This is a genomic window from Balneolaceae bacterium (assembly GCA_034521445.1).
Classification (GTDB): domain Bacteria; phylum Bacteroidota; class Rhodothermia; order Balneolales; family Balneolaceae; genus JAXHMM01.
This window is the reverse complement of the sequence record JAXHMM010000005.1, coordinates 21196-41358: the sequence shown is the minus strand read 5'-3', so window position 1 is coordinate 41358 and position 20163 is coordinate 21196. Positions and strand designations below refer to the sequence as shown.

The 20163-nt window shown below is 57.5% G+C and carries 16 protein-coding genes and 1 pseudogene; 12 read left to right on the top strand and 5 right to left on the bottom strand.

Annotated elements, in window-relative coordinates; all coding sequences use genetic code 11:
* Positions 1-52: 52 nt before the first annotated feature.
* The gene (locus tag U5K31_04045; protein ID MDZ7771897.1) at positions 53-523 is read right to left on the bottom strand and encodes an NfeD family protein; all 471 of its coding nucleotides are present in this window, start codon (positions 521-523) and stop codon (positions 53-55) included.
* Between the two features lie 358 nt (positions 524-881).
* Between U5K31_04045 and U5K31_04040 the strand changes: the two genes are divergently transcribed.
* The 4 genes from U5K31_04040 to U5K31_04025 all read left to right on the top strand — a co-directional run bounded on the left by U5K31_04040 (position 882) and on the right by U5K31_04025 (position 3816).
* Entirely contained in the window at positions 882-1244 is a 363-nt protein-coding gene (locus U5K31_04040; GenBank protein ID MDZ7771896.1) for a response regulator, read from the top strand.
* A gap of 81 nt (positions 1245-1325) precedes the next feature.
* On the top strand, positions 1326-2033 hold the full coding sequence (locus U5K31_04035; protein MDZ7771895.1) for a hypothetical protein: 708 nt from the start codon (positions 1326-1328) through the stop codon (positions 2031-2033).
* Positions 2034-2124: 91 nt separating this feature from the next.
* Complete coding sequence (locus U5K31_04030; GenBank protein ID MDZ7771894.1) at positions 2125-2703, top strand: outer membrane beta-barrel protein; 579 nt, start codon at positions 2125-2127, stop codon at positions 2701-2703.
* Positions 2704-2889: 186 nt separating this feature from the next.
* On the top strand, positions 2890-3816 hold the full coding sequence (locus tag U5K31_04025; protein MDZ7771893.1) for an FAD-binding oxidoreductase: 927 nt from the start codon (positions 2890-2892) through the stop codon (positions 3814-3816).
* Here the strand turns inward: U5K31_04025 and U5K31_04020 are convergent.
* Positions 3813-4379, bottom strand: a complete 567-nt coding sequence (locus tag U5K31_04020; GenBank protein ID MDZ7771892.1) for a DUF502 domain-containing protein — start codon at positions 4377-4379, stop codon at positions 3813-3815. The two genes, U5K31_04025 and U5K31_04020, sit on opposite strands and share 4 nt — an antisense overlap.
* Positions 4380-4550: 171 nt before the next feature.
* Here U5K31_04020 and alaS point away from each other — a divergent pair, with 171 nt between their 5' ends.
* The 8 genes and pseudogenes from alaS (at position 4551) to U5K31_03980 (ending at position 14693) form a co-directional block, all read left to right on the top strand.
* On the top strand, positions 4551-7217 hold the full coding sequence (gene alaS, locus U5K31_04015; protein ID MDZ7771891.1) for an alanine--tRNA ligase: 2667 nt from the start codon (positions 4551-4553) through the stop codon (positions 7215-7217).
* Between the two features lie 118 nt (positions 7218-7335).
* Entirely contained in the window at positions 7336-8430 is a 1095-nt protein-coding gene (gene pdhA / locus U5K31_04010) for a pyruvate dehydrogenase (acetyl-transferring) E1 component subunit alpha (protein MDZ7771890.1), read from the top strand.
* A 17-nt stretch (positions 8431-8447) separates the two neighbouring features.
* Positions 8448-9461 (top strand): annotated as a pseudogene (locus U5K31_04005) (pyruvate dehydrogenase complex E1 component subunit beta).
* Between the two features lie 21 nt (positions 9462-9482).
* Positions 9483-10730 (top strand): pyruvate dehydrogenase complex dihydrolipoamide acetyltransferase, encoded by a 1248-nt coding sequence (locus U5K31_04000; GenBank protein ID MDZ7771889.1) that lies wholly within the window; start codon positions 9483-9485, stop codon positions 10728-10730.
* A gap of 244 nt (positions 10731-10974) precedes the next feature.
* On the top strand, positions 10975-11313 hold the full coding sequence (locus U5K31_03995; protein ID MDZ7771888.1) for a hypothetical protein: 339 nt from the start codon (positions 10975-10977) through the stop codon (positions 11311-11313).
* 188 nt (positions 11314-11501) lie between these two features.
* Positions 11502-13145 (top strand): SPOR domain-containing protein, encoded by a 1644-nt coding sequence (locus U5K31_03990; GenBank protein ID MDZ7771887.1) that lies wholly within the window; start codon positions 11502-11504, stop codon positions 13143-13145.
* 74 nt (positions 13146-13219) lie between these two features.
* Positions 13220-14065: a T9SS type A sorting domain-containing protein gene (locus U5K31_03985; protein MDZ7771886.1), complete on the top strand. Its 846-nt coding sequence runs from the start codon at positions 13220-13222 to the stop codon at positions 14063-14065.
* Positions 14066-14273: 208 nt separating this feature from the next.
* Entirely contained in the window at positions 14274-14693 is a 420-nt protein-coding gene (locus tag U5K31_03980) for a hypothetical protein (GenBank protein ID MDZ7771885.1), read from the top strand.
* Positions 14694-14744: 51 nt separating this feature from the next.
* Here U5K31_03980 and U5K31_03975 read toward each other — a convergent pair whose 3' ends face one another.
* The 3 genes from U5K31_03975 to U5K31_03965 form a co-directional block, all read right to left on the bottom strand.
* A complete protein-coding gene (locus U5K31_03975; protein MDZ7771884.1) occupies positions 14745-18302 on the bottom strand; it encodes an SPOR domain-containing protein in 3558 nt (1185 codons plus the stop codon).
* A gap of 216 nt (positions 18303-18518) precedes the next feature.
* Complete coding sequence (locus U5K31_03970; GenBank protein MDZ7771883.1) at positions 18519-19067, bottom strand: DUF4402 domain-containing protein; 549 nt, start codon at positions 19065-19067, stop codon at positions 18519-18521.
* 194 nt (positions 19068-19261) lie between these two features.
* Positions 19262-20062 carry a hypothetical protein gene (locus U5K31_03965; GenBank protein MDZ7771882.1) on the bottom strand — a complete coding sequence of 267 codons (801 nt, stop codon included), beginning with the start codon at positions 20060-20062 and terminating at the stop codon, positions 19262-19264.
* Positions 20063-20163: the final 101 nt, after the last annotated feature.

Here is a 20163-nt window from a genome sequence, read left to right as displayed (position 1 = left end):
GTTTATTTGGGGTTGGGATGAAAAGAGTGTACGGAGAGGCTTCGCCCGCGTTTCAGAAATCGTCCAGGTAGTCGTCCGCAGGCTCGACAATCCAGGTGACGTTGTCGCGGTACTTGATGACCGCCTTTTGGCCGGCTTCAATTTTTCCTTCCAGCGTGCGGGCCTGCCAGTCGCTGCCCTGAAACCGGATCCGTCCGCTGCTGTCGTGTGCATTGATCGGCTGTGTCACCTCCACCAGCTGGTCCATGGCCTCCAGGTCTTCGTCTGCCGGTTTCCAGGAGGTTTCGCCTCCCCAGTATTTCATAAAGAGGGGCCGCATCAGCAGGATGAGTCCTATGGAAGAAAAGAGCCAGACAAGCACGGAGGTGGCCGGGTCGGCCATGATGCCGAACCAGCGAAGGGCTGCCACGAACAATCCGCTGAGTCCCAGGAAGAGCGAGACCCCGCCCGGGACTACTGTTTCCAGCAGCATCAGCAACAGGCCTCCTACGAGGAAAATGAGGGTAAGGGTTTCTCCGTCCATGGCCTATGCGCTCGTTGAGGATCAGCTGTACTCCGATAATAGACAATTTTTCGGAGTCCGCAAATCGAGTTGCACGGGGGGCAATTTGCACAGTTCGGCCTTCAGGTCGGATTAAACATTTATAACCTTAAGGCAGTATAGCGCGGAGTCGATTATCTTGGTGCCTGTAGAATCGGTCGGGCAGGAAGCGAGCGGCTTTGAAGGGCTTGGATGGTTGCAAAATCGGGTGATGAATGGTCTTTGGGCCCCATATAGCGTATTAAAAAACTCTAATATGAAATTTGTAACAATAGGGGCCTGAAGTTCTCTTGTATATGTAAGTTCAGAACGCAACCCCCAAAAAGAAGAGGTTGGCATCGTGAGCAGCAAAAACATACTTATCGTAGAGGATGAACTGATCATCTCCCTGATCATCGAGAAGATGGTCAAGAACATGGGGCACCGGGTGGTCGGCAAGGTCCGCTCCGGCGAGGAGGCAATCTATTCGGCAAGATCACTCAAGCCCGACCTTATTTTGATGGACATTCGCCTGCAGGGGGAGATCGACGGCATCGAGGCCATGACCGAGATCCGCAAGCTGGAGGACATCCCCGTTATTTACATTACGGGCAATACCGACCAGATGTACCGCAACCGTATCCAGCGCTCCGAGTACCTCGATTTTCTTACCAAGCCTGTCACCTTCGACGACCTGACGCGATCCTTCAGCCAGGCTTCCTGAGTCCAACTTTTCCGCTATGTGAATCCCGAAGCAATGTTATTCGTAGGAAGAGTGTGAATGGCAACGATCGGGCAAGAAGTCATGACCACCAAGTTTAAATCGCTCAAGGAGCAACTCCGCTCGCTGGAAAACGAATCGGGTGCTGGAGAGACCGGCGTGCGCCGCCGTCCCCGTGAGGGTATCCTGCAGGCAGGATTTTCGGCCTCCAACTGGATCAAGTATGTGCTGCTTATCGGTTTCCTGACCACCTTTCTCATCTATGCTGGGAACCGCTACACCGACATGGAGATTCAGCCCGATCTCTTTCCCACCTTTGAACTGTTCTCGAACAGTCCCAGCCCGCAGCTCCTTCAGGCCATGGGCGCCTCGATGGAGGAGATGGGCTATACGGGCCTGACCGAGGAGGACCTGCTAGTCCTGCGTGAGCAGGGGGTCACGGCCACCTATACCCGTGCCATCCGCGCCCTGGGCTACGATCAGCTGACGCTGGACCAGGTCACCCGCCTGGCGCAGGAGGGGGTCAGTTCCACCTTCGCCGCCATGATGCAGGAGCTGGGCTACGAGCTGTCGGTGGACGAGCTCATCCAGCTGGAGAGGGCCGGCGTGACGGCCTTTTTCACGAGCAACATGCACGACCTGGGTTATCCAGATATTACCATGGATGAGCTGATCCGCCTGCGCAACGTGGGCGCGACTTCAGACGACGTGGAGTCGCTCATTGAACAGAATCCGGACGGGGAGCTGCCCACCATTGAGGAGATCATCCGCTACCGCATCAGCAACCAGTAGCAAGGGGACCGCCCTATTCCAAAAAGACCGGAACAAGCATGTCGGTGTGCTGTACACAGGCCGTAACCCCTAATTCAAATCACCGACTTTCATGAAAAAATCCATACTGCTAGCCATTGCCTTGTTCCTGGCGGTCCCCGCGGCAATTTTAGCCCAGGACACCTCTTCCGACAATGCCTTTGGCATCGGTCCGCGCATCGGCTACTACCAGGCCGAGGATGCCAACGAGGGCCAATTCTATTTCGGAGGACAGATGCGCTTACGTTTCAGCCGCATCGTGGGCTTTGAGGCCGCGCTTGAATACCGCACTTCCGCGGACTACAGCTATCCCGACGGCACCGACGTGACCGTCAGCCAGGTGCCTATAACTGGATCGCTGATGCTTTTTGTTCCCCTTGATGCCGGCGTGCGTCCCTACGGTCTGGGCGGACTGGGTCTGTATTACCAAAACTACGACTGCGACGGGGGCCTGGTAGGCTGCTCCGACGACAGCGACTTCAACATGGGCTACCACCTTGGATTCGGGCTGGAACTGGCGGCGAACGACAACATCTCCCTGAGCGGAGACTACCGCTACCTCTTCCTGAATCCCGACCAGAATGAGAACAACGTCGAAGACGCCAGTTTCAGCGGAAGCGTCTTCTCGCTGGCCCTCACATTCAATCTTTGAGTGCCCGTCCCGGCCCCTGAGGGCCATTTGAGTCTATACGCCCGTTCCCCCGCTTGACGGCGGCAGGGGACGGGTTTTTTTATGGCTATTCCACCTTATTCGGCCTATTTTTGCCTTGTTTGTTACGAGGCAACTTCACAATTTCCAAGCCGCTGAAAAGAGCCCCAACCGAACGTGCCACAGGTAATGCCTGAGATCAAGCTGCCGGAAGTCGAGCTGAACATCTACACGCCCAGGGACCCGGTGGAGGTGCCCATCGTGGAGAACTACGTCTGCACCAAGGAGAACAGTCCCAATTTCGTGCGACACGTGACTTTCGACATCTCCGGCACCGAACTTGAGGGGCACGTGCGCGTGGGACAGTCGGTGGGCATTCTGCCTCCCGGGGAAAACGAGCGCGGACGCGCGCACAAGCTGCGGCTGTATTCTGTTTCCTCACCCACCGAGGGGGAGGGAGGCCGGTCCAGTCTCATCTCCACCACCGTCAAGCGCACCATCGAGGAGCTGGAGGACAACTCTCTCTACCTGGGGGTCTGCTCGAACTACCTGGCCGATCTGGAGCCCGGCGACACCGTGCGCATGACCGGCCCGAGCGGGCGCCGCTTCCTGCTTCCCGAAAACAGCGGGGATTTCAACTATGTGATGTTCGCCACCGGCACCGGCATCGCGCCTTTCCGGGGCATGGTCATGGAGATGATGAAGGAGGGCATGGAGAAAGATGTGGTGCTCGTGTTCGGATGTCCCTACCGGACCGACCTGCTTTATGCGGACTATTTCGAGCCCCTGGCGAAGGAGAAAGAGCATTTTCACTACCTGCCCCACGTCTCACGGGAGGCGCGCCGTCCCGACGGCACCAAGAAGTATGTGCAGACCTGCCTGTGGGACTACGACCGGCTGCTGGATCCCCTGCTGCAGCGGGACGACACCTTACTTTATATATGCGGACTCAAGGGCATGGAGTCGGGCATCTACCAGGCGCTGGCTCTCAAGGGGCTGACCGAGTACCTGGACGTGCGGGAGGAGCTGCACGGCAAGGATCCCTCGACGTGGACCGACGAGGAGATCAGGCGAAAGGTGAAACCCGCATCCCGCACCTTTGTGGAGGTCTACTAGCCCAGCTCCGTGGCGCCTGCGGAAACCGCGTAGCGCATGGCATCGCTGGCGTTGATCTCCAGCCGGCTCACGCAGTCTGACGGCACCAGGTAGAGGTTGCCCGAAAAGTTGTAGGAGTGCGGGCAGTAGACCGCCACATGACCTTCCAGCTCGAAATCGTCCAGTGACTCCCTCGTCAGGAAGCCCACCCTGTGTACGCCGCTGCCGGGGAATCGAACCAGGACCGGCTTGTTGAATTTTTTCTTGTCGCCCACAAAGGCCTCCGTCAGCTCCTTGAGGGAGGAGTAGACGATGCTGACCAGGGGCACGCGGGTGATCAGGCGCTCCAGGAAGGAGAGTATGGGACGCACGAAGGCGCGCGAGAAGAGAAATCCCATGAGGGTGACGCCTCCCAGCACGATCACCAGGCCCAGTCCGGGCACCACCACCCCGAACGACTCCGCCAGCAGGTTGCTGAGCAGGCCGTCGGCCCAGCGTACGCCTGCAACCAGCAGGTAGACGGTGGCAAAGGCGGGAAAAAGTACCAGGAGACCGCGGAAGAAATAGTTGGCGAGGGTTTTCATGAAAGGAGTCGTATTTGAAGTTATGGAACCACCCTATGATAGAAGGACCCGCGGAGCTCTGCAAGACCGCCTGCGCAAGGTGAGTTATAGCCGTAATTTTTCTATTTTCCAAGGCGTTTCCGGAAGGTCCGGCGGCGCCGAGCAATCCCATACAGTCCACCGGGTCCGACGATGAGTTTCAAGAGTTCCGAACAGATACGCCGGGAATTTTTCGATTTTTTCAGGGAGAAGGGGCATCTGCTCGTTCCCGGCGCACCAGTGGTGCCCAAGGACGATCCCACCCTTCTTTTCACCAACGCCGGCATGAATCAGTTCAAGCCCATTTTCCTGGGCCGGGAGCCGGGCTACCGGGAGGACGGCGAGGTCTGGAAGCGGGCGGTTGACACCCAGCGCTGCATCCGCGTCAGCGGCAAGCACAACGACCTGGAGGAGGTGGGCCACGACACCTACCACCACACCCTCTTTGAGATGCTGGGCAACTGGTCCTTCGGCGACTACTTCAAAAAGGAGGCCATCGCCTGGGCCTGGGAGCTGCTGGTGGATCGATGGGGACTGGCCCCGGACCGCCTCTACGCCACGGTTTTTGAAGGGGACGCCTCCGACGGCCTGCCGGTGGACCAGGAGTCCATTGATCTCTGGAAGTCCGAAACGGGCATACCGGAGGAGCAGATTCTGCTGTTCGACAAAAAGGATAATTTCTGGGAGATGGGCGATACGGGTCCCTGCGGACCCTGCTCGGAGGTGCACATCGACCTGCGTCCCGACGACGAGCGGGCGAAGAAGCCCGGCGCCGAGCTGGTGAACCGCGACGACCCGCGGGTGATGGAGATCTGGAACCTGGTTTTCATCCAATTCAACCGCACCTCCGGCGGCGAGCTGGAGAAGCTCCCCGCGCAGCACGTGGATACGGGCATGGGTTTCGAGCGCATCTGCGCCGTGCTGCAGGAGAAGCGCTCCAACTACGACACCGACCTGTTCGAACCCCTGCTGGAGGCCATCGGCGAGCTGGCCGGTGTGAGCTACGGCGGGAAGGAGGAGACCGACATCGCCATGCGCGTGATCGCCGACCACATCCGCGCGGTGGCCTTCTCCATTGCCGACGGCGCCTCCCCTGGCAACGAGGGCCGCGGCTTTGTGGTGCGCCGCATCCTGCGTCGGGCCATCCGCTACGGCTGGGACAAGCTCGATCTCAAGGAGCCCTTTTTCCACAAGCTGGTGCCCGTGCTGGCGGAGCAGTTCGAGGAGGTTTTCCCCGTGCTGGCGCAGCAGGAGGATTACGTGGCCAACGTCATCCGCTCGGAGGAGCAGGGCTTTCTGAAAACCCTGGGGCAGGGCATCGAGCTCTTCGAGGAGGTGGCCGAGGATTCCGAACGCATATCGGGCGCCGACGCCTTCAAGCTGCACGACACCTTCGGTTTTCCCATCGACCTGACCCAGCTCATGGCACGCGAGCGGGGGATGGAGGTGGACACGGAGGGCTTCCGCGAGCGCATGGAGGCCCAGCGCGAGCGGGCCCGCGCGGCCGGCTCCTTCCAGGCCGATGCCGACGCCGGCGAGGCGTGGGTGAGCGTGCACGAGGGCGAGGATTTTTCCTTCGAGGGCTACGACACTCTGCGGACCGCCAGCCGCATCCGCGCGGTTAGGGGCGGAGAGCGCAAGGCCGTGCTGCTGGACCGCTCCCCCTTCTACGCCGAGAGCGGGGGACAGGTGGCCGACACCGGCGTGCTGACCAATGGTGATGTGCACCTGCGGGTGACCGACGTGCAGAAATCACCCCGCGGCTTCGTGCACTACGTGGACCGCCTTCCGGAAGATCCCGGGGGGGAGTGGGAGGCCATCGTGGACGCCGAGCGGCGCCGTGAAATCCGCAAGCACCACAGCGCCACCCACCTGGTGCACGCCGCCCTGCGCAGGGTGCTGGGAGATCATGTAGCCCAGAAAGGTTCGCTGGTGGACGAGGAGCACCTGCGATTCGACTTTTCTCACTACGAGCAGGTCTCCCGCGAGGAGCTCCGGCAGATCGAGTCTATCGTCAACGAAAAAATACAGGCGAACATCCCCCGCGGGGAGGAGCGCGAAGTTCCCATCGAGGAGGCCCGCGAGCGCGGCGCCATGATGCTTTTCGGCGAGAAGTACGGCGAACGCGTACGGGTGATTACCTTCGATCCGGACTACTCCGTGGAGCTCTGCGGGGGCACGCACGTGAAGGCCACCGGGGAGATCGGCTATTTCCGCCTCTCCGACGAGTCTTCCGCGGCCGCCGGCATACGCCGCATCGAGGCGGTGGCCGGACGCAGCGCCGACCGGCTGCTGCGCGGCGAGCAGGAGCAGCTGGAGGGCATACGCAGGGAGCTGGGACAGACCGACGACCCGGTACGGGACGTGCATCGTCTCCTGGAGGAGCGCAAAGAACTCCAGAAGGAGGTGGAACGACTGCGCATGCAGCAGGCCGGCTCCCGGCTGGAACGGCTCATGGAGCAGTCCGAGGAGCTGCCCGCAGGGCTGCGGCTGACCCGCGGCGAGATTGAGGGGGCCGACATGGACCTGCTCAAGCAGCTGGGCTACGAGGCTCTTGAAAAGCGTCCCGATAAATCCGTCACCCTGCTGGGATCGCGCGACCCGCAGGAGGGCAAGGTCTACCTGATGGCCGCGGTGACCAAAGATCTGGCCGCCGACGGCCTGAAGGCCGGTTCGCTGGTGGGCGAGCTCGGCAAGCGCCTGGGCGGCGGGGGAGGAGGGCAGCCCACCCTGGCCACGGCCGGCGGGCGCCATCCTGAAAAGCTGCCGCAGGTGCTCCAGGAAGCCGAGCAACTCATCCGCGAGCAACTTCAGACTTAATAGGCTTTTAGACCTCGGACTTCTGGACTTTCAGACTTTAAAGACTTTAAGACTTTGTAAGTTTTTAGGTATATTTTCGCTCCCCAAATGAAGGCAGCATCCAACCAGACCGTTATTTATGGCCAATGAGAAGGAGATAACTTTCCATCCCCAGGGCACAGGCATCCGGACCAACGGGGAGATCATGCGCAGCACCGACCTCCCCAAGCCCACCCGCAAGAAACACAAGTCCCTCGGTCTCACCGAAGAGGACGTGGTGGAGATGTTCGAGGAGATGTACCTGCAGCGGCGCTTCGAGGAGCGGGCCATGCAGATGTACCAGAAGGGAAAGTTCGGGGGCTTTTTACACCTTTATATGGGACAGGAGGCGGTCTCCACGGGCACGGCCCGGGCGCTCAACGGCGACGACGACATCATTACCGCCTACCGCGACCACGGGTGGGGACTGGTGCGCGGGGTCACCCCGGAAGAGGGCATGGCCGAACTCTACGGCAAGGTCACCGGCTGCTCCCGCGGCAAGGGCGGCTCCATGCACTTCGCCAACGTGAAGGAGCATTTCTGGGGCGGCTACGGTATTGTGGGGGGACACATCCCGCTGGGGGCCGGCATCGCCCTGGCCAACAAGTACAAGCAGAACAGCCGCGTGACCGCCTGCTTTCTGGGCGACGGGGCGGTGGACCAGGGCGCCTTCCACGAAACGCTCAACATGAGCCAGCTCTGGGAGCTGCCCTGCCTCTTCGCCATCGAGAACAACGGCTACGCCATGGGCACGGCGGTGCACCGCCACTCCGTGGGCGAGCTGCACGAGCGGGCGAAGGGCTACGGTATGAAGAGCGGGGTGATCAACGGGATGGACGTGTTCACCGTCTACGAGTCCATCAAGGAAATCGCCGAAGACATCCGCGAGAACTCCATGCCCTGGCTGCTGGAGATTCGCACCTACCGCTACCGCGGCCACTCCATGTCCGACCCTATGAACTACCGCACCAAGGACGAGCTCAAGGAGTACGAGGAGATGGACCCCATCGAGCGGCTGCGGCAGTATATTACCGACAACGATATTGCAGAGGCCGGAAAACTGGAGGAGATCGAGGAGCAGGTGGACCAGACCGTTCTTGACGCCATCGACTTCGCCGAGGAGAGCGACTTTCCCGAGGAGGAGGATCTTTTCCGCGACGTCTTCGTGGAAGACGACTATCCTTTCCACCATTAAGTTACGCAAACGCGAACACACGGCCCCAGCGGCCTAAGAAGGTACTCATGGCTGAATTACAATTTCGAGAAGCGATACGCGCGGCCATCGACGAGGAGATGTCCCGCGACGATAACATCCTGGTGATGGGCGAGGAGGTCGCCGAATACGACGGCGCCTACAAGGTCACCGAGGGACTGCTGGACAAGTACGGTCCCAGGCGCATGATCGACACGCCCATCTCCGAGCTGGGATTCGCCGGCATCGGGGTGGGGGCCGCCATGAACGGCCTGCGTCCCATCGTGGAGTTCATGACCTTCAACTTTGCGGTGCTGGCGGCCGACCAGATCATCAACCACGCCTCCAAGATCCGCTACATGACCGGGGGACAGATCCAGATTCCCATCGTCTTCCGCGGGCCCAACGCTTCGGCGGGCCAGCTCAGCGCCACCCACTCGGTTTCCTACGACGCCATGTACGCCCATTTCCCCGGCCTGAAGGTGATCTACACCTCCGAGCCGGGCGACGCCAAGGGCCTGCTCAAGTCGGCCATTCGCGACGACAACCCGGTGCTTTTCATGGAGTCCGAGCAGATGTACGGCATGAAGGGGGAGGTGCCCGACGAGGAAGACTACACCATCCCCATCGGCCAGGCCAAGGTGAAGCGTGAGGGGGGCGACGTGACCGTGGTGGCCCACGGCAAGATGTACCACGTGGTCAAGGGGGCCGCCGCACAGCTCGCCAAAGAGGGCGTGGAGGTGGAAATTATCGATCCCCGCACCGTCAAGCCCCTGGACATGGAGACCATCGTGCGCTCCGTAAAAAAGACCAACCGATGCGTGATCGTCGATGAGGCGCATCCCTTCGGAGGCTTCGCCGCCGAGACGGGTTACCTCATCCAGCGCGAGGCCTTCGACTGGCTCGACGCCCCGGTACAGCGGGTCACCCTGCCCGACACCAGCGCGCCCTTTGCCAAGAACCTATTCGACAAATGGCTGCCCGACGCCCAGCAGGTCATCGACGCCGTCAACACCGTCACCTACCGAAAATAACCCAATCCGCAGGTACCTTTTATGGCTGTTAAGGTTGAAATGCCCAAGTTGAGCGACACCATGGAGGAAGGGGTGATCGCCAAGTGGAACGTAGAGGAAGGCGACAAGGTGGAATCCGGCGATGTTATCGCCGAGGTGGAGACCGACAAGGCCACCATGGAGGTGGAGGTCTTTGACGGCGGCACCATCCTGAAGATTCTTTTCGGGGAGGGGGAGGCAGTGCCGCTGGGACGCACCATGGCCGTCATAGGCGAGGAGGGGGAGGACATCTCCGGCCTGCTCGAGGATGAGGGTGGCGAGGAGGCTTCCGGGGAGGAGTCTTCCGGCAGCGAGGAGGACGGCAGCGAGGAGACCGCGGAAAAGGAATCGGACGGAGCCCCATCACCCGCTCCCTCGACCGACGCGGGCGGCAACGGGCGGCCTGCAGGCGGCAACGGGCGCATCAAGGCCTCGCCGCTGGCGCGGCGCATGGCCGAAGAGCGCGGCATCGACCTGGGACGGGTTTCCGGCAGCGGACCCGAGGGCCGCATCGTCAAGAAGGATATCGAGTCCTACGAACCCGCAGCCGCCCCCATGGCGCCTGTATCGGCGGAGGACAAGGAGTACCGCGTCTCGCAGATGCGCAAGACCATCGCCCGCCGGCTGGCCGAAAGCAAATTCTCCAGCCCCCATTACTACGAGACCATCGACATCGACATGGAGGCGACCTGGTCGGCGCGCAAGCAGCTGGTGGATTCGGCCGACGAGAAAATCTCCTTCAATGACATTATCGTCAAGGCCTGTGCCGCGGCCCTGCGCCGCCATCCCCAGGTCAACAGCTCCTGGAAGGGCGACACCATCGTGGAGCACGGCGGCGTGCACGTGGCGGTGGCCGTGGCCATCGACGAGGGACTGGTGACGCCGGTGATCCAGAACACCGACAGGAAGGGCCTGCTTCAGATCTCGCGGGAGACCCGCGAGCTGGCCGATAAGGCGCGCGACCGGAACCTGCAGCCTGAAGAGATGGAGGGAAGCACCTTTACGGTGAGCAACCTGGGCATGTTCGGCATCGAGGAGTTCACCGCCATCATCAATCCCCCCAACGCCTGCATCCTGGCGGTGGGCGCCATCCGGGATGTGCCGGTGGTCAAAGACGGCGAGGTGGTCCCCGGCAAACGCATGAAGGTTACCCTTTCCAGCGACCACCGCATCGTGGACGGCGCCACTGCCGCCCGCTTCCTCAATACCCTCAAGGAGATGCTGGAGAATCCCCTGGGCATGTTGCTTTAGTCCCTGTCTGGCGCCACGGGCCGGGCGCGGGACCGGAAATATTTTTCCGTTTTCACCTAAGGTTTCCTTCTCGCCGTCCGATAAAGATACCAGACTAACGGTATCTGTCAACGGATGGGGGTGGGGCGGCAGACCCCGTTCCCGAAAATGGCATGGTTTCATGAGACGAGTTTTGCTATTTCTTACGGGGATGCTCCTCGCATGCGCGAACCCCTCTCAGGCACAACGGGTGCTTACTGCCGTCATGAACGTCCGGGTGATGATCGTCAAATCGCCTCCTTCGCTCCTGTTGGAGACAGCTCAAACGAATTATAATCCCGGCAGCATGAACAGTCTGGCACCTGAAATTTTGCTGGGACGCCTGGTAATGGATAAGAAACCCCGCAGTTCATACCATCTGGACCTTGCCAAGAGCATGGAGTTGGGGGATGACCAGGGCCGCCGGATGAAACTGGACGTACGGACGGTGCCCCGTATGGACCGTCAGGGAAGGCCGGTACTCGATATTCTTCGCGGAAGAATGGTGCAGAAAGGGGTTGGACGCTACAGCGGCAGCCTGACCGCCACTATTGTCTACAACTGAGGGAGGCTACCTGGTTCTTTTAACCGTTGACTCAGGTCATTTCTTTTCCCATCCACGGTGATCCCTGAAGATTAGTACATAACATTGCAGAGGCTTTCTTATACTGCCTTGGCCCGGCGGTATGGTCCCGGACGGCCCCGTCGCCGGCCGATCTGAGTAACTGTGCAACCCGAATTGGCTATCAATTGATGAAGCTGAGGCTTTTTTTCCTGGTTACAGGATTACTGGTTGTGCTGGGTTGCGTGGCGCCGACCGGGGCCTCTTCACACACGCTTCAGGATCAGGCCGTATCGGATCGATCCTCGACCCAACGCGATACACTCGGAGGTGTTCAATCGGAACGATCCCTTGGAGTCTTCCTCGGGGGTGTACCCGGAACCGGGAGCGTATTCACTGGCCTGACGGGCTCAAACGTCCTGTTCGGCATACAGGCGCGGCATAATTTTGCGGGAGATCTTTTTGGGGAAGCACGCGCCTCCATAGGCACGGTAAACAGCAGGGGTGGGGAAGCCCGGCTGATTCCCCTGGAGTACCGCCTTAACGTCCGCCTTCTTCCGGTGCTGTCAGCAGGTAAGAATAGGGGGGAGGCCATTTCTCCATACGCCTATATGGGAACAGGCGTCCTGATTCATCAAACGGTGGAGGAGAGACCCGACCCCGATCCCCGCACTGGAAATCTGGGAGGCAAACTGCCGGCCTCGTCGTTCTTTTCCCTGGACGATGGCGTGACCCCGAAATTCTCTTTTGGCGTGGGCTTTGAAATTCAGTTCAACACTGACGTACATTTACAGGTCAACGCGGGGGGCGTGCGCATGCTAAACGAAATTCCCGTTCGGGGAAAGGGGTATGACCATGACTATATGGAATTTTCGATAGGGTTAAACATTCGCATGGGAGGACGACGCGACGGGATTGGTAGTGTGGAGGAACCGCAGCCCCCCGAGGCAGATGTTCCGCCACAGATAGTGGAGGTCAAGCGTGGCAAGGAAGAAGCCGAGGAGGATAGTACCGGACGTGAAGGAGAGATGCCTCACTCCTCCGTAAGGGTGGATACACTCTATGAGTCATCATGTGTATTCAGCGTGCAGGTTGGAGGCTACGAATCCTATTCAAACGCATTGCAGGCCGTCAGGACCTTGTCGGATCTTACAGGAGAATATCCCCGGATTTACCTGGATTCCGTCCGGATGCTCTATGTCGTAAGAACATCGGAGCGGGGCAGTCTGGCCGAAAGCCTGGAGTTTTTGGCTGAGGTGCGGGAAGCCGAAGAATTTGAGGATGCCATGGTATACCAGTCTTGTGAGGGAAGTGAAGCGACTCCTATACCCTATCAGGTGCAGGTTGCCGCCTTCGGAGACAGTCTGCGAGCCCGCAATTACGTTGATAATGTTAATCGGCGTCACGGGACAGCCTTGCAGATTCAGCGGTCTGATGAGGGCGATGTGTACCGCGTTCGAAGCAGGACTTATGACTCCATACTTGAGGCGGAGCAGGCTCTGGACGAGCTTCAGAATGCAGGGATCGGGGCTGAAATGTTTGTGGCGCGAGGAGAGCCCCCCCGTACGTACCGGCCGACGTACCGGTATCTGTTGCAGCTTGGAAATTATGAGACCCTTGAGGAGGGCCTGTCCCAATACCGGGTATGGCAGCCCCGGGTGGATTGGAACCTTCAACTCTGGCACTATCTGGGTGAAAAATCAAGGGTAATACTTGGTTATATGAGTACCGATTGGGGACCGTTGCGACAGCAGGCCGAGATATCGGAGGACCGTTTTCCTTCGCTAAGGACAGAGATCATTCTTGTGAGTGAAGTATCACCTTCCTCCCCCTAAAACTTCCCGCTTCAACATGGTGATTATTTTGAACGATACTCTACAGAAACACTCCTGAACTAATGCAACGGCACATGCATCCATGGCAGTTTCCGGGATGGGGCACCCGACAGATTCCAACGGTATCTACGCTGAAGTATTTATTCATGAGCGCGGCTCTGGTGCTGCTGGAAACGGCCTTGTCTGCAACTGCGGTGGGGCAGGACGCCCCTGAATCTCAGAAAGAAATAGCTACAGCTCCGGGTACCCTCACCTTGGATGTTGGATATGGACCGGCGAGGGCTACCGCACATATCCGGGCGCCTGAGATTGACGACCTGGAGGTATTGAGTTTTTACCAGATTGATACGCTCAGGGTCGCGCTCGATACACTTGTTAGCGATGAGGCGGAGACCATCGATCAACTGGAATGGGAAGTGCAAGTGCTGGATGAGCGCTTCTTGGATAACCCAGATACGGAGAGTGACCACTACCTGAAGGTGGATCTGGACGAAGAAACTCGAATATTGACCTTTTCTACTACGCGCCTCTTCTTCGCCAGTGACATCCCGGTTCGTCTCTTCGTCGAGGATCCCGAAGGACTATCCGATGAGGAGGTTTTTCGATTGGATGTGCTTCCTGTGGAGGGGGTACCCGGCAAGGTCTACGATCTCAAACAGAATTATCCGAATCCATTTCATCAGGAGACGACCATCGAGTTCTGGATTCCTGTACGGGCCAGGGTACGAATCACGGTCTACGATCTGCTCGGACGGGAAGTGATTCGCCTTGTGGACCGAGAGGTTATATCCCCCGGTGTACATACCGTCCGTTGGCGTCCGCGCGATCAGGCCAGCGGGTTGTATATATACCGCCTCGAGGCCCTGGGTTCTGACGGAAGCCGCTTTGTACTTTCACAGGAGCTCACCCTGGTTCGCTGACTTCCCTTCTTACCTTATTCCATTACCCCCCCCAAATGTAATTTTACATAAATTAGAAATTCTAATATATGTAAAAACGAAGCTTAAACACATCAAGATACGATATTGCTTGAATAGGACTGGTATATATAATATTAATATTTTCTAATATTAGAAAAAGTTAATACATTGGGATTGACACATTCATCCCCCGCCTACGAGCAATTACATGACGCGTTTTATCGCAATATTATTCTTGGTGATGGTGCCATCTTTGCCCTCCATAGTATGGGCCCAGGGTTACGATTCCGCCACCATGAAAGTAACAGCACGTGTGCTTCCTGCTCCGGAGCCTGTCACGGTGACCTTCCCCGACACAACTTTCAGGGATGACGTTGATCTAACTACTTCCTTTGGCAGGCTATTGCTCCCCTCTATCGATTATGCAATTTTAAGCCTGAAGATCACTGGACCCCTGGCCCTTCGCAGCGATACGGGACAGATGATCCATGGAAATTTGATTTCCCATACGATGGTTGAGCTTGGGGGAAGCGCCACCTACGATATTCTGCCGGAGAGGATTAGTGACCACAGCACAGGACGGACAGACAGCAGGGGAGAATTGATGGCTACCATCGAGTACAATTAGGTGTTTGAACGACAGACTCAGGTCTGATTATATGCTGGGTGGGAATGGAGGCTATTCCCCATTGTCAGTCTCGAGCAGCACGATGAAAGGTTGGCCCATTCCTGCAATGCGACGCAATTTACCGATTAGGTCCACTGCCGTCTGCCAGTCGGGAATATCCTGAAAAACAACCAGCTCTTCTTTGGGACCGTTGCTGAGGAGATTGAAATTGCTCGTTATGGCCTCACTCAGAAATCGCTCACGGGAGATGTCACTCACCCCCTGTATGTGCACCTCGTAAGTAAAGCTTCGGTCAGGATCCTGGGAAGAATGCTCAGCCGCAATCTTCCTGCGTACGGTTCGCCGGTCAATAAAAGCGTTGTCGAACGCTGGCCGGCTGCGCAGATCTGTCAGGGCATTGCGGGCCCTCTCCAGTGAATCAAAGGGATGGCTGTTGGCATATACCTTGTAAAGGCCGCGTGTGGAATCGAAAACAACCGAGGCCGGTTCGCCCAGCGGGTTCTCCGACCCGGAGACGAATTGCTGTGCGCTCTGCTTTCTGCTGAAAGCACCTATCTGCAGAGAATAGACCTCGCTGACGACCTCTCGGGTTTCTGATGGGTCCGCACCCTTCTGCATCGCGGTATTCCCATTGCGCGTAAGGACCAGGACCGGTTGGCTGAACTGGCTGTCAGCTATTCGGTGAAGCAGGGTGATGGCTTGCTGCCGGTTTTGAATGGGATGGGTCCGCAAGGCATAGAGATCATTTGTGTGACTGACCGTCAGTGGGATGTTGAATTGTTCACGGGCGGTGGCCAGGGCCCGGTCAGCGTTTTCAAAATTTGAAAAACTAGCCAGCTGCACACTGTGGTTGTATTCCCCGTATACATCCAGCGGGGATAATCCCTGTTTGTCCATTGCGGTATCCTGGTCGGCGGCCGTGATGACTTCAGGGCGGCCAGTACCTTCGGGGACGATGGTAAACTCCAATCCCGAAATATAATCGCCGCCCTCCACCGACTCCACTTTAAGATCGATGGTGTCCGGGACCGCTTCAGCGCCCAGGCGCTGCAGCTGCGCAGGATCGATGAACATGTCATACTCCCCGGGCGGGACCTCGTAGGTATAGAAGGAACCGTCGGAAAAGGTATTGAAGGTTTTTTCAAACTCCCCATCCTCCGAAATCATATAGATGCGAACGCCGGCCGCCGGCTGACGCTGTCCGGAATCCTGCTGCCGGTAGACCATGCCCTCCAGGATGCCCGTGATATAGAAGGGAATGTCTATGGGCTTAAACTGGTTGGGGTCGGCTATAAAGGAAAACTCATCAAATTTTGGAACGTATGTTGGATTTTGCAGCGCCGCGTAGTTGATCTCCATGTTGTGCCGGTAGTAGGACTGGAGCTGTGTCACGCGGATGATGCCGTCCTCCTCGAGCTGGGTGCGCCCGGAGCGCTGCAGTCGAACAGCGTTGTAGGGAAGAATCTCTTCGCCTTCGTTGTAGGTTCCGGAGTCGTTCTCGTCCAGAAACAGTCGCACTGAGGCAGCCGACTGTCCGACCTGGCGCCGGTTTGTGAAGTATAGCTCCTTGTAATTGCCGTCATATCCCACCGATCCGCTCAGATTCTGGGAGAACTGTACGCTGTTGCGGGCCATGCGGGCCGTGGACGTGGCGCGTACCCGGTTGAGCTCAAAGGTCAGGTTTACGTAGCCCGACAGCGAATTGGTAAGAAAGTTCTGTCCCATGGAGACCTGGAATCGCAGATTTTGTCCGAGTTCCTTGGAGATTTGCGTGGAGGCCTGCGTGATACGATTTAGGTGGGGATTGTAATCCATTTGGGATCGCAAGTAGAGCCCTTTCAGCAATCCGGCTGTGGCGGGACCGCGGGGAAAAACGTAGGATGCGGTGGCGCTGACATTGGCACGATTTGAAAACTCGGGCCTGACCGCACCGTTCTGACGGTCCCGGATGGAAAGTCGTACGTTCATACGCCCGAAGCGTCCTGACAGGTCAAGCCGGTATTGCGTCTGGTCGGTAGTTCTACTCTGCTGGTAGCCGCCGAATAAGCGGGCGCTGAGTGGTGTACCCCATAGATCGAAAGGCAGGTAGATATTGCCCTGAAAGATCCGCTGGATAGAGGTTGGGTTAAAGAGGCTGCGGTCACGCGTGTAATGGGTGTACGTGGCCCCCAGACTGGCCGAGGAAGGATACACGGCACTCAGGTCTGCCCGGTAATAGGCCTGGGGGGCCAGGTCCAGATTAAAAAGGAAATTGGAGGCCAACCGGGTGGAAAGGGAGCTGTATAGCAGGGGTTGAAAGGCAGGGTCAGCCTCCAGATAGTCCATCCCTGTGCGCAGGGTGAGCCACGACGCTATACCTACGGCCGCATTGGCCTGTCCCTGGAAATACTGGTCCTGGTCCTCCAGCAGCGAGCTCTCCGCAAGGCCTGCGCTGGCATTGTAGCGCACCTGACCCGGCCGGAGATAGGTATAGGGTATTTGTATACGTTCTGATCGTGTTTCAATGGTACCGTCGGGCCTGTAGATCCGGAGGGACAACTGGGTCGTACCGTAGGTTATAGGAATCTGAAAACGGTAGTAACCGCTCATATCAGCCGTCTTAAAGGCGATCAGGCTGTTGTTAAGGTAGACCTCCACTTCCGATTCAGGGACGGTCGTGCCGTCAATTACATAGTCCTGAAAGAGGATTTGGGGCTGGATGTCCTCGTTGGAGATGCTGATGCCCCGGAAATTGGAGCTGGTCAGTAGTCCTCCGGAACGGATCTGTCCCACGCTTATGTTGGAAACCAGGTTTCGGTTTCCCGGTACGAAGCGCCAGCGCAGATTGTCCGAATAATTCTGAAACCCGATGGAACTGTTATATCCGCCATACAGCGCCCCCTGCACGTCTCCACCGAGAAGCTCGCCTCCAACATCCAGGGTGTAGTTGTACTGGTTGGTGCCTGTAGGATCCAGGGTGGTGTTTAGAGCGTAATCCGCGAAACCGGCCCGCAGGAAGTGGCGCTGCCGGTCGAAGGCGAGGTCGTAGTAATCAAAGCGCTCCCGCTGTTCCGTGATCTGGTTTCTGCGTCGCTGGCGCTCCATTTGCTGGATTATCGGAAGGACGTTGTCGGTCGTCAACGAAAGGGTGAGATTATTCATGTCGACCGTGAAGTTCAGGCCGAAGAGTTGCTCGAAATGCTTGGGCAACAGGTAGAAATCGAGTTCACCGATCAGAAAATCCTGTCCACCGAATGCGGCTTCACGGTCGCCCACCCTGCCACGCGGATCCCCTTCTGCATCAAAGTGCAGTTCATAGTCCTGGTTCTCCGACAGGTAGGTGCCGGAGATCACGAACGACTGCGTATCGGTGTGGTAGGGAATCATCAGAAAGTCGAAGAGCTCGCCTACTGGCAGATAGACCTGGTCGTTATGATAAAGAGCGGTGATGACCATGCTCTTGGTGCCCCGGTAGCTGAACGAGAGAAATATTTCCTGGGGATCGTGGCTGTCCGACTGTTGCATGACATGGGCTGCAGGGACGGCATGCAGCTTCCCCTCCGGCATGGCTGTCAAAAGCAACAGCATGCCCAGTACCGACGCAAGTATGGGGCGTACGAATAGTCGCATGGGTAAGCCGCCGTATAAGGAAACGGTAGTTGTCAACCTGGTCATCTGGAAATAAACCCTAACCCTGACAATATAACGCACCTTTTCCAAGGAGACCATTATATTGCTTTATGATTGGAGGGGTGGGCGGGGCTTTCGGCAGGGTCCACCGTCTAAACAAAAAAAGAGCCGCCCACAGGGGCGGCTCTTTTAAGCGTACAAAGGGAAAAGTGGGAACTAGTTGTAGGTGGCTTCCAGCGTGATGGTACCGGTGTAGTCGCCTGAGGCTTGCCCACTTGTAACAGCCAGGTCACCGCCGAGCCATACGTAGATGGTTCCGTCGCCGTCAATGGTGGCGGTGGGAGTGGCACTCGTCGGATCAAAGGAGGTTTCGCCGGTAAATGTGTCGTTGTTCGTCCATGCGGCGTCGGTGGCGGCAAAGGTCATTTCCATGTCATCGCCGGCACCGTTTTCTATATAGTAAGTAAAAGTACTGCCGTCGCCACCACTGGCTCCTTCGGGTAGCTGCGTGAACTCAAGAGTAACGCTCGAGGATTCGTCGGCTTCCACTTCGAACTGGGCATCGTCCGTTCCGTCGCCCGGTGAAATGGAAGGCGTCTGCGCGGTAGCGGTGAGATCGCCGAAATTCAAGCCGCGGTTAGCGGTTACGGTGATATCAGCGAGTACGCGGGCGTCAGCGGTTGTATTGTCGCTGTCTTGGGCAAATACTTCCCCGGAATAGCTGAAGAGCAGGAGAATAAAGGTAATGGTGAGTAATTTCTTCATGACTCTGTCCTTGCATTGGTTTGAAGTGTTGGAGAATTTCACCCGTAATAATAGCTATTGGCGTGCATACCAGAAAGTTAAAATGCCTTAATCCACGGCATTGTGAATTAAATATTTTTAATGGGGGGGCGAATAAATTCCTTTATGATAGCCTGTAAGGGGAAATGCAGGTTTTAAGTAATAAAAGCCCGTAGTCATTGCATACGGAAGGTAACGGTGTGATTGATGGGGCTCGCCTGCACCATTTCGGCATCATCAATGGAGGTTCGGGTGGTCTCAAAGACCATTTCGGCCGTGTAGGTCCCGGGGGGCATCTCGCTGGCATCGAACTGGAACTGGCGCTGCGTCGTGAAATAGATGGCGACGGTGCTGCTGCTTTCGGTTACAAGGTCCCCTTGCTCGTTGAGAATACGAAGATTCATGGTACCGATGTATGGGGAATTCCCGGTCTGGCTCATCCGGGTATGAATAATTCCGGTATCGTCAGTAATAGATACGTTGCTCTCACCAAAATCCAGGCCGGTTGTGACATTTCCTTTTTTAAAAAAGGCGGTGGTTACCTGCTCAAACCGGAAGTTGATTTGCGCGGAGATGCCCTCGGATGTCTGCTCTTCAATGGAGGGGCTGACAGGGTTGGAAATAGTCCGTATGCGGGACCAGTAGGTGCCGTCGGCCAGGCTGCCGGTATTGCGTACGGTCAATCTGACCACCTGGCGTTGGTTAGGCTGGAGGGTAAAGTTGCTGGGAAAGCCCAGAATGCGATCCGCGACGGACTTCTCGGAGGCCGCCAGCGAATCATCGTAAACCATTTCGGGATTTCCGGCTGAATCCGCCGCCAAATAACCAAATTCAAATTCAATGCTTACTTCCTGGGGTTGGCTGGAACCGTTAAGTACAAGCATGGTACCGAAACGGTTCTGGTCATCCAGATACAGGGTGGTGGGAGCTATGGTAATCTGAGCTGTACCCTGAACAGTCCCAAAAAGGGTGGCCAAAAATACTATGAGCAGGGATTTGGATACTGTTTTCATGTACCGTAAGACCAAATATTCAAAATGAACAGCATATTATAGGTTCCGTAACTAAGATTCAACAA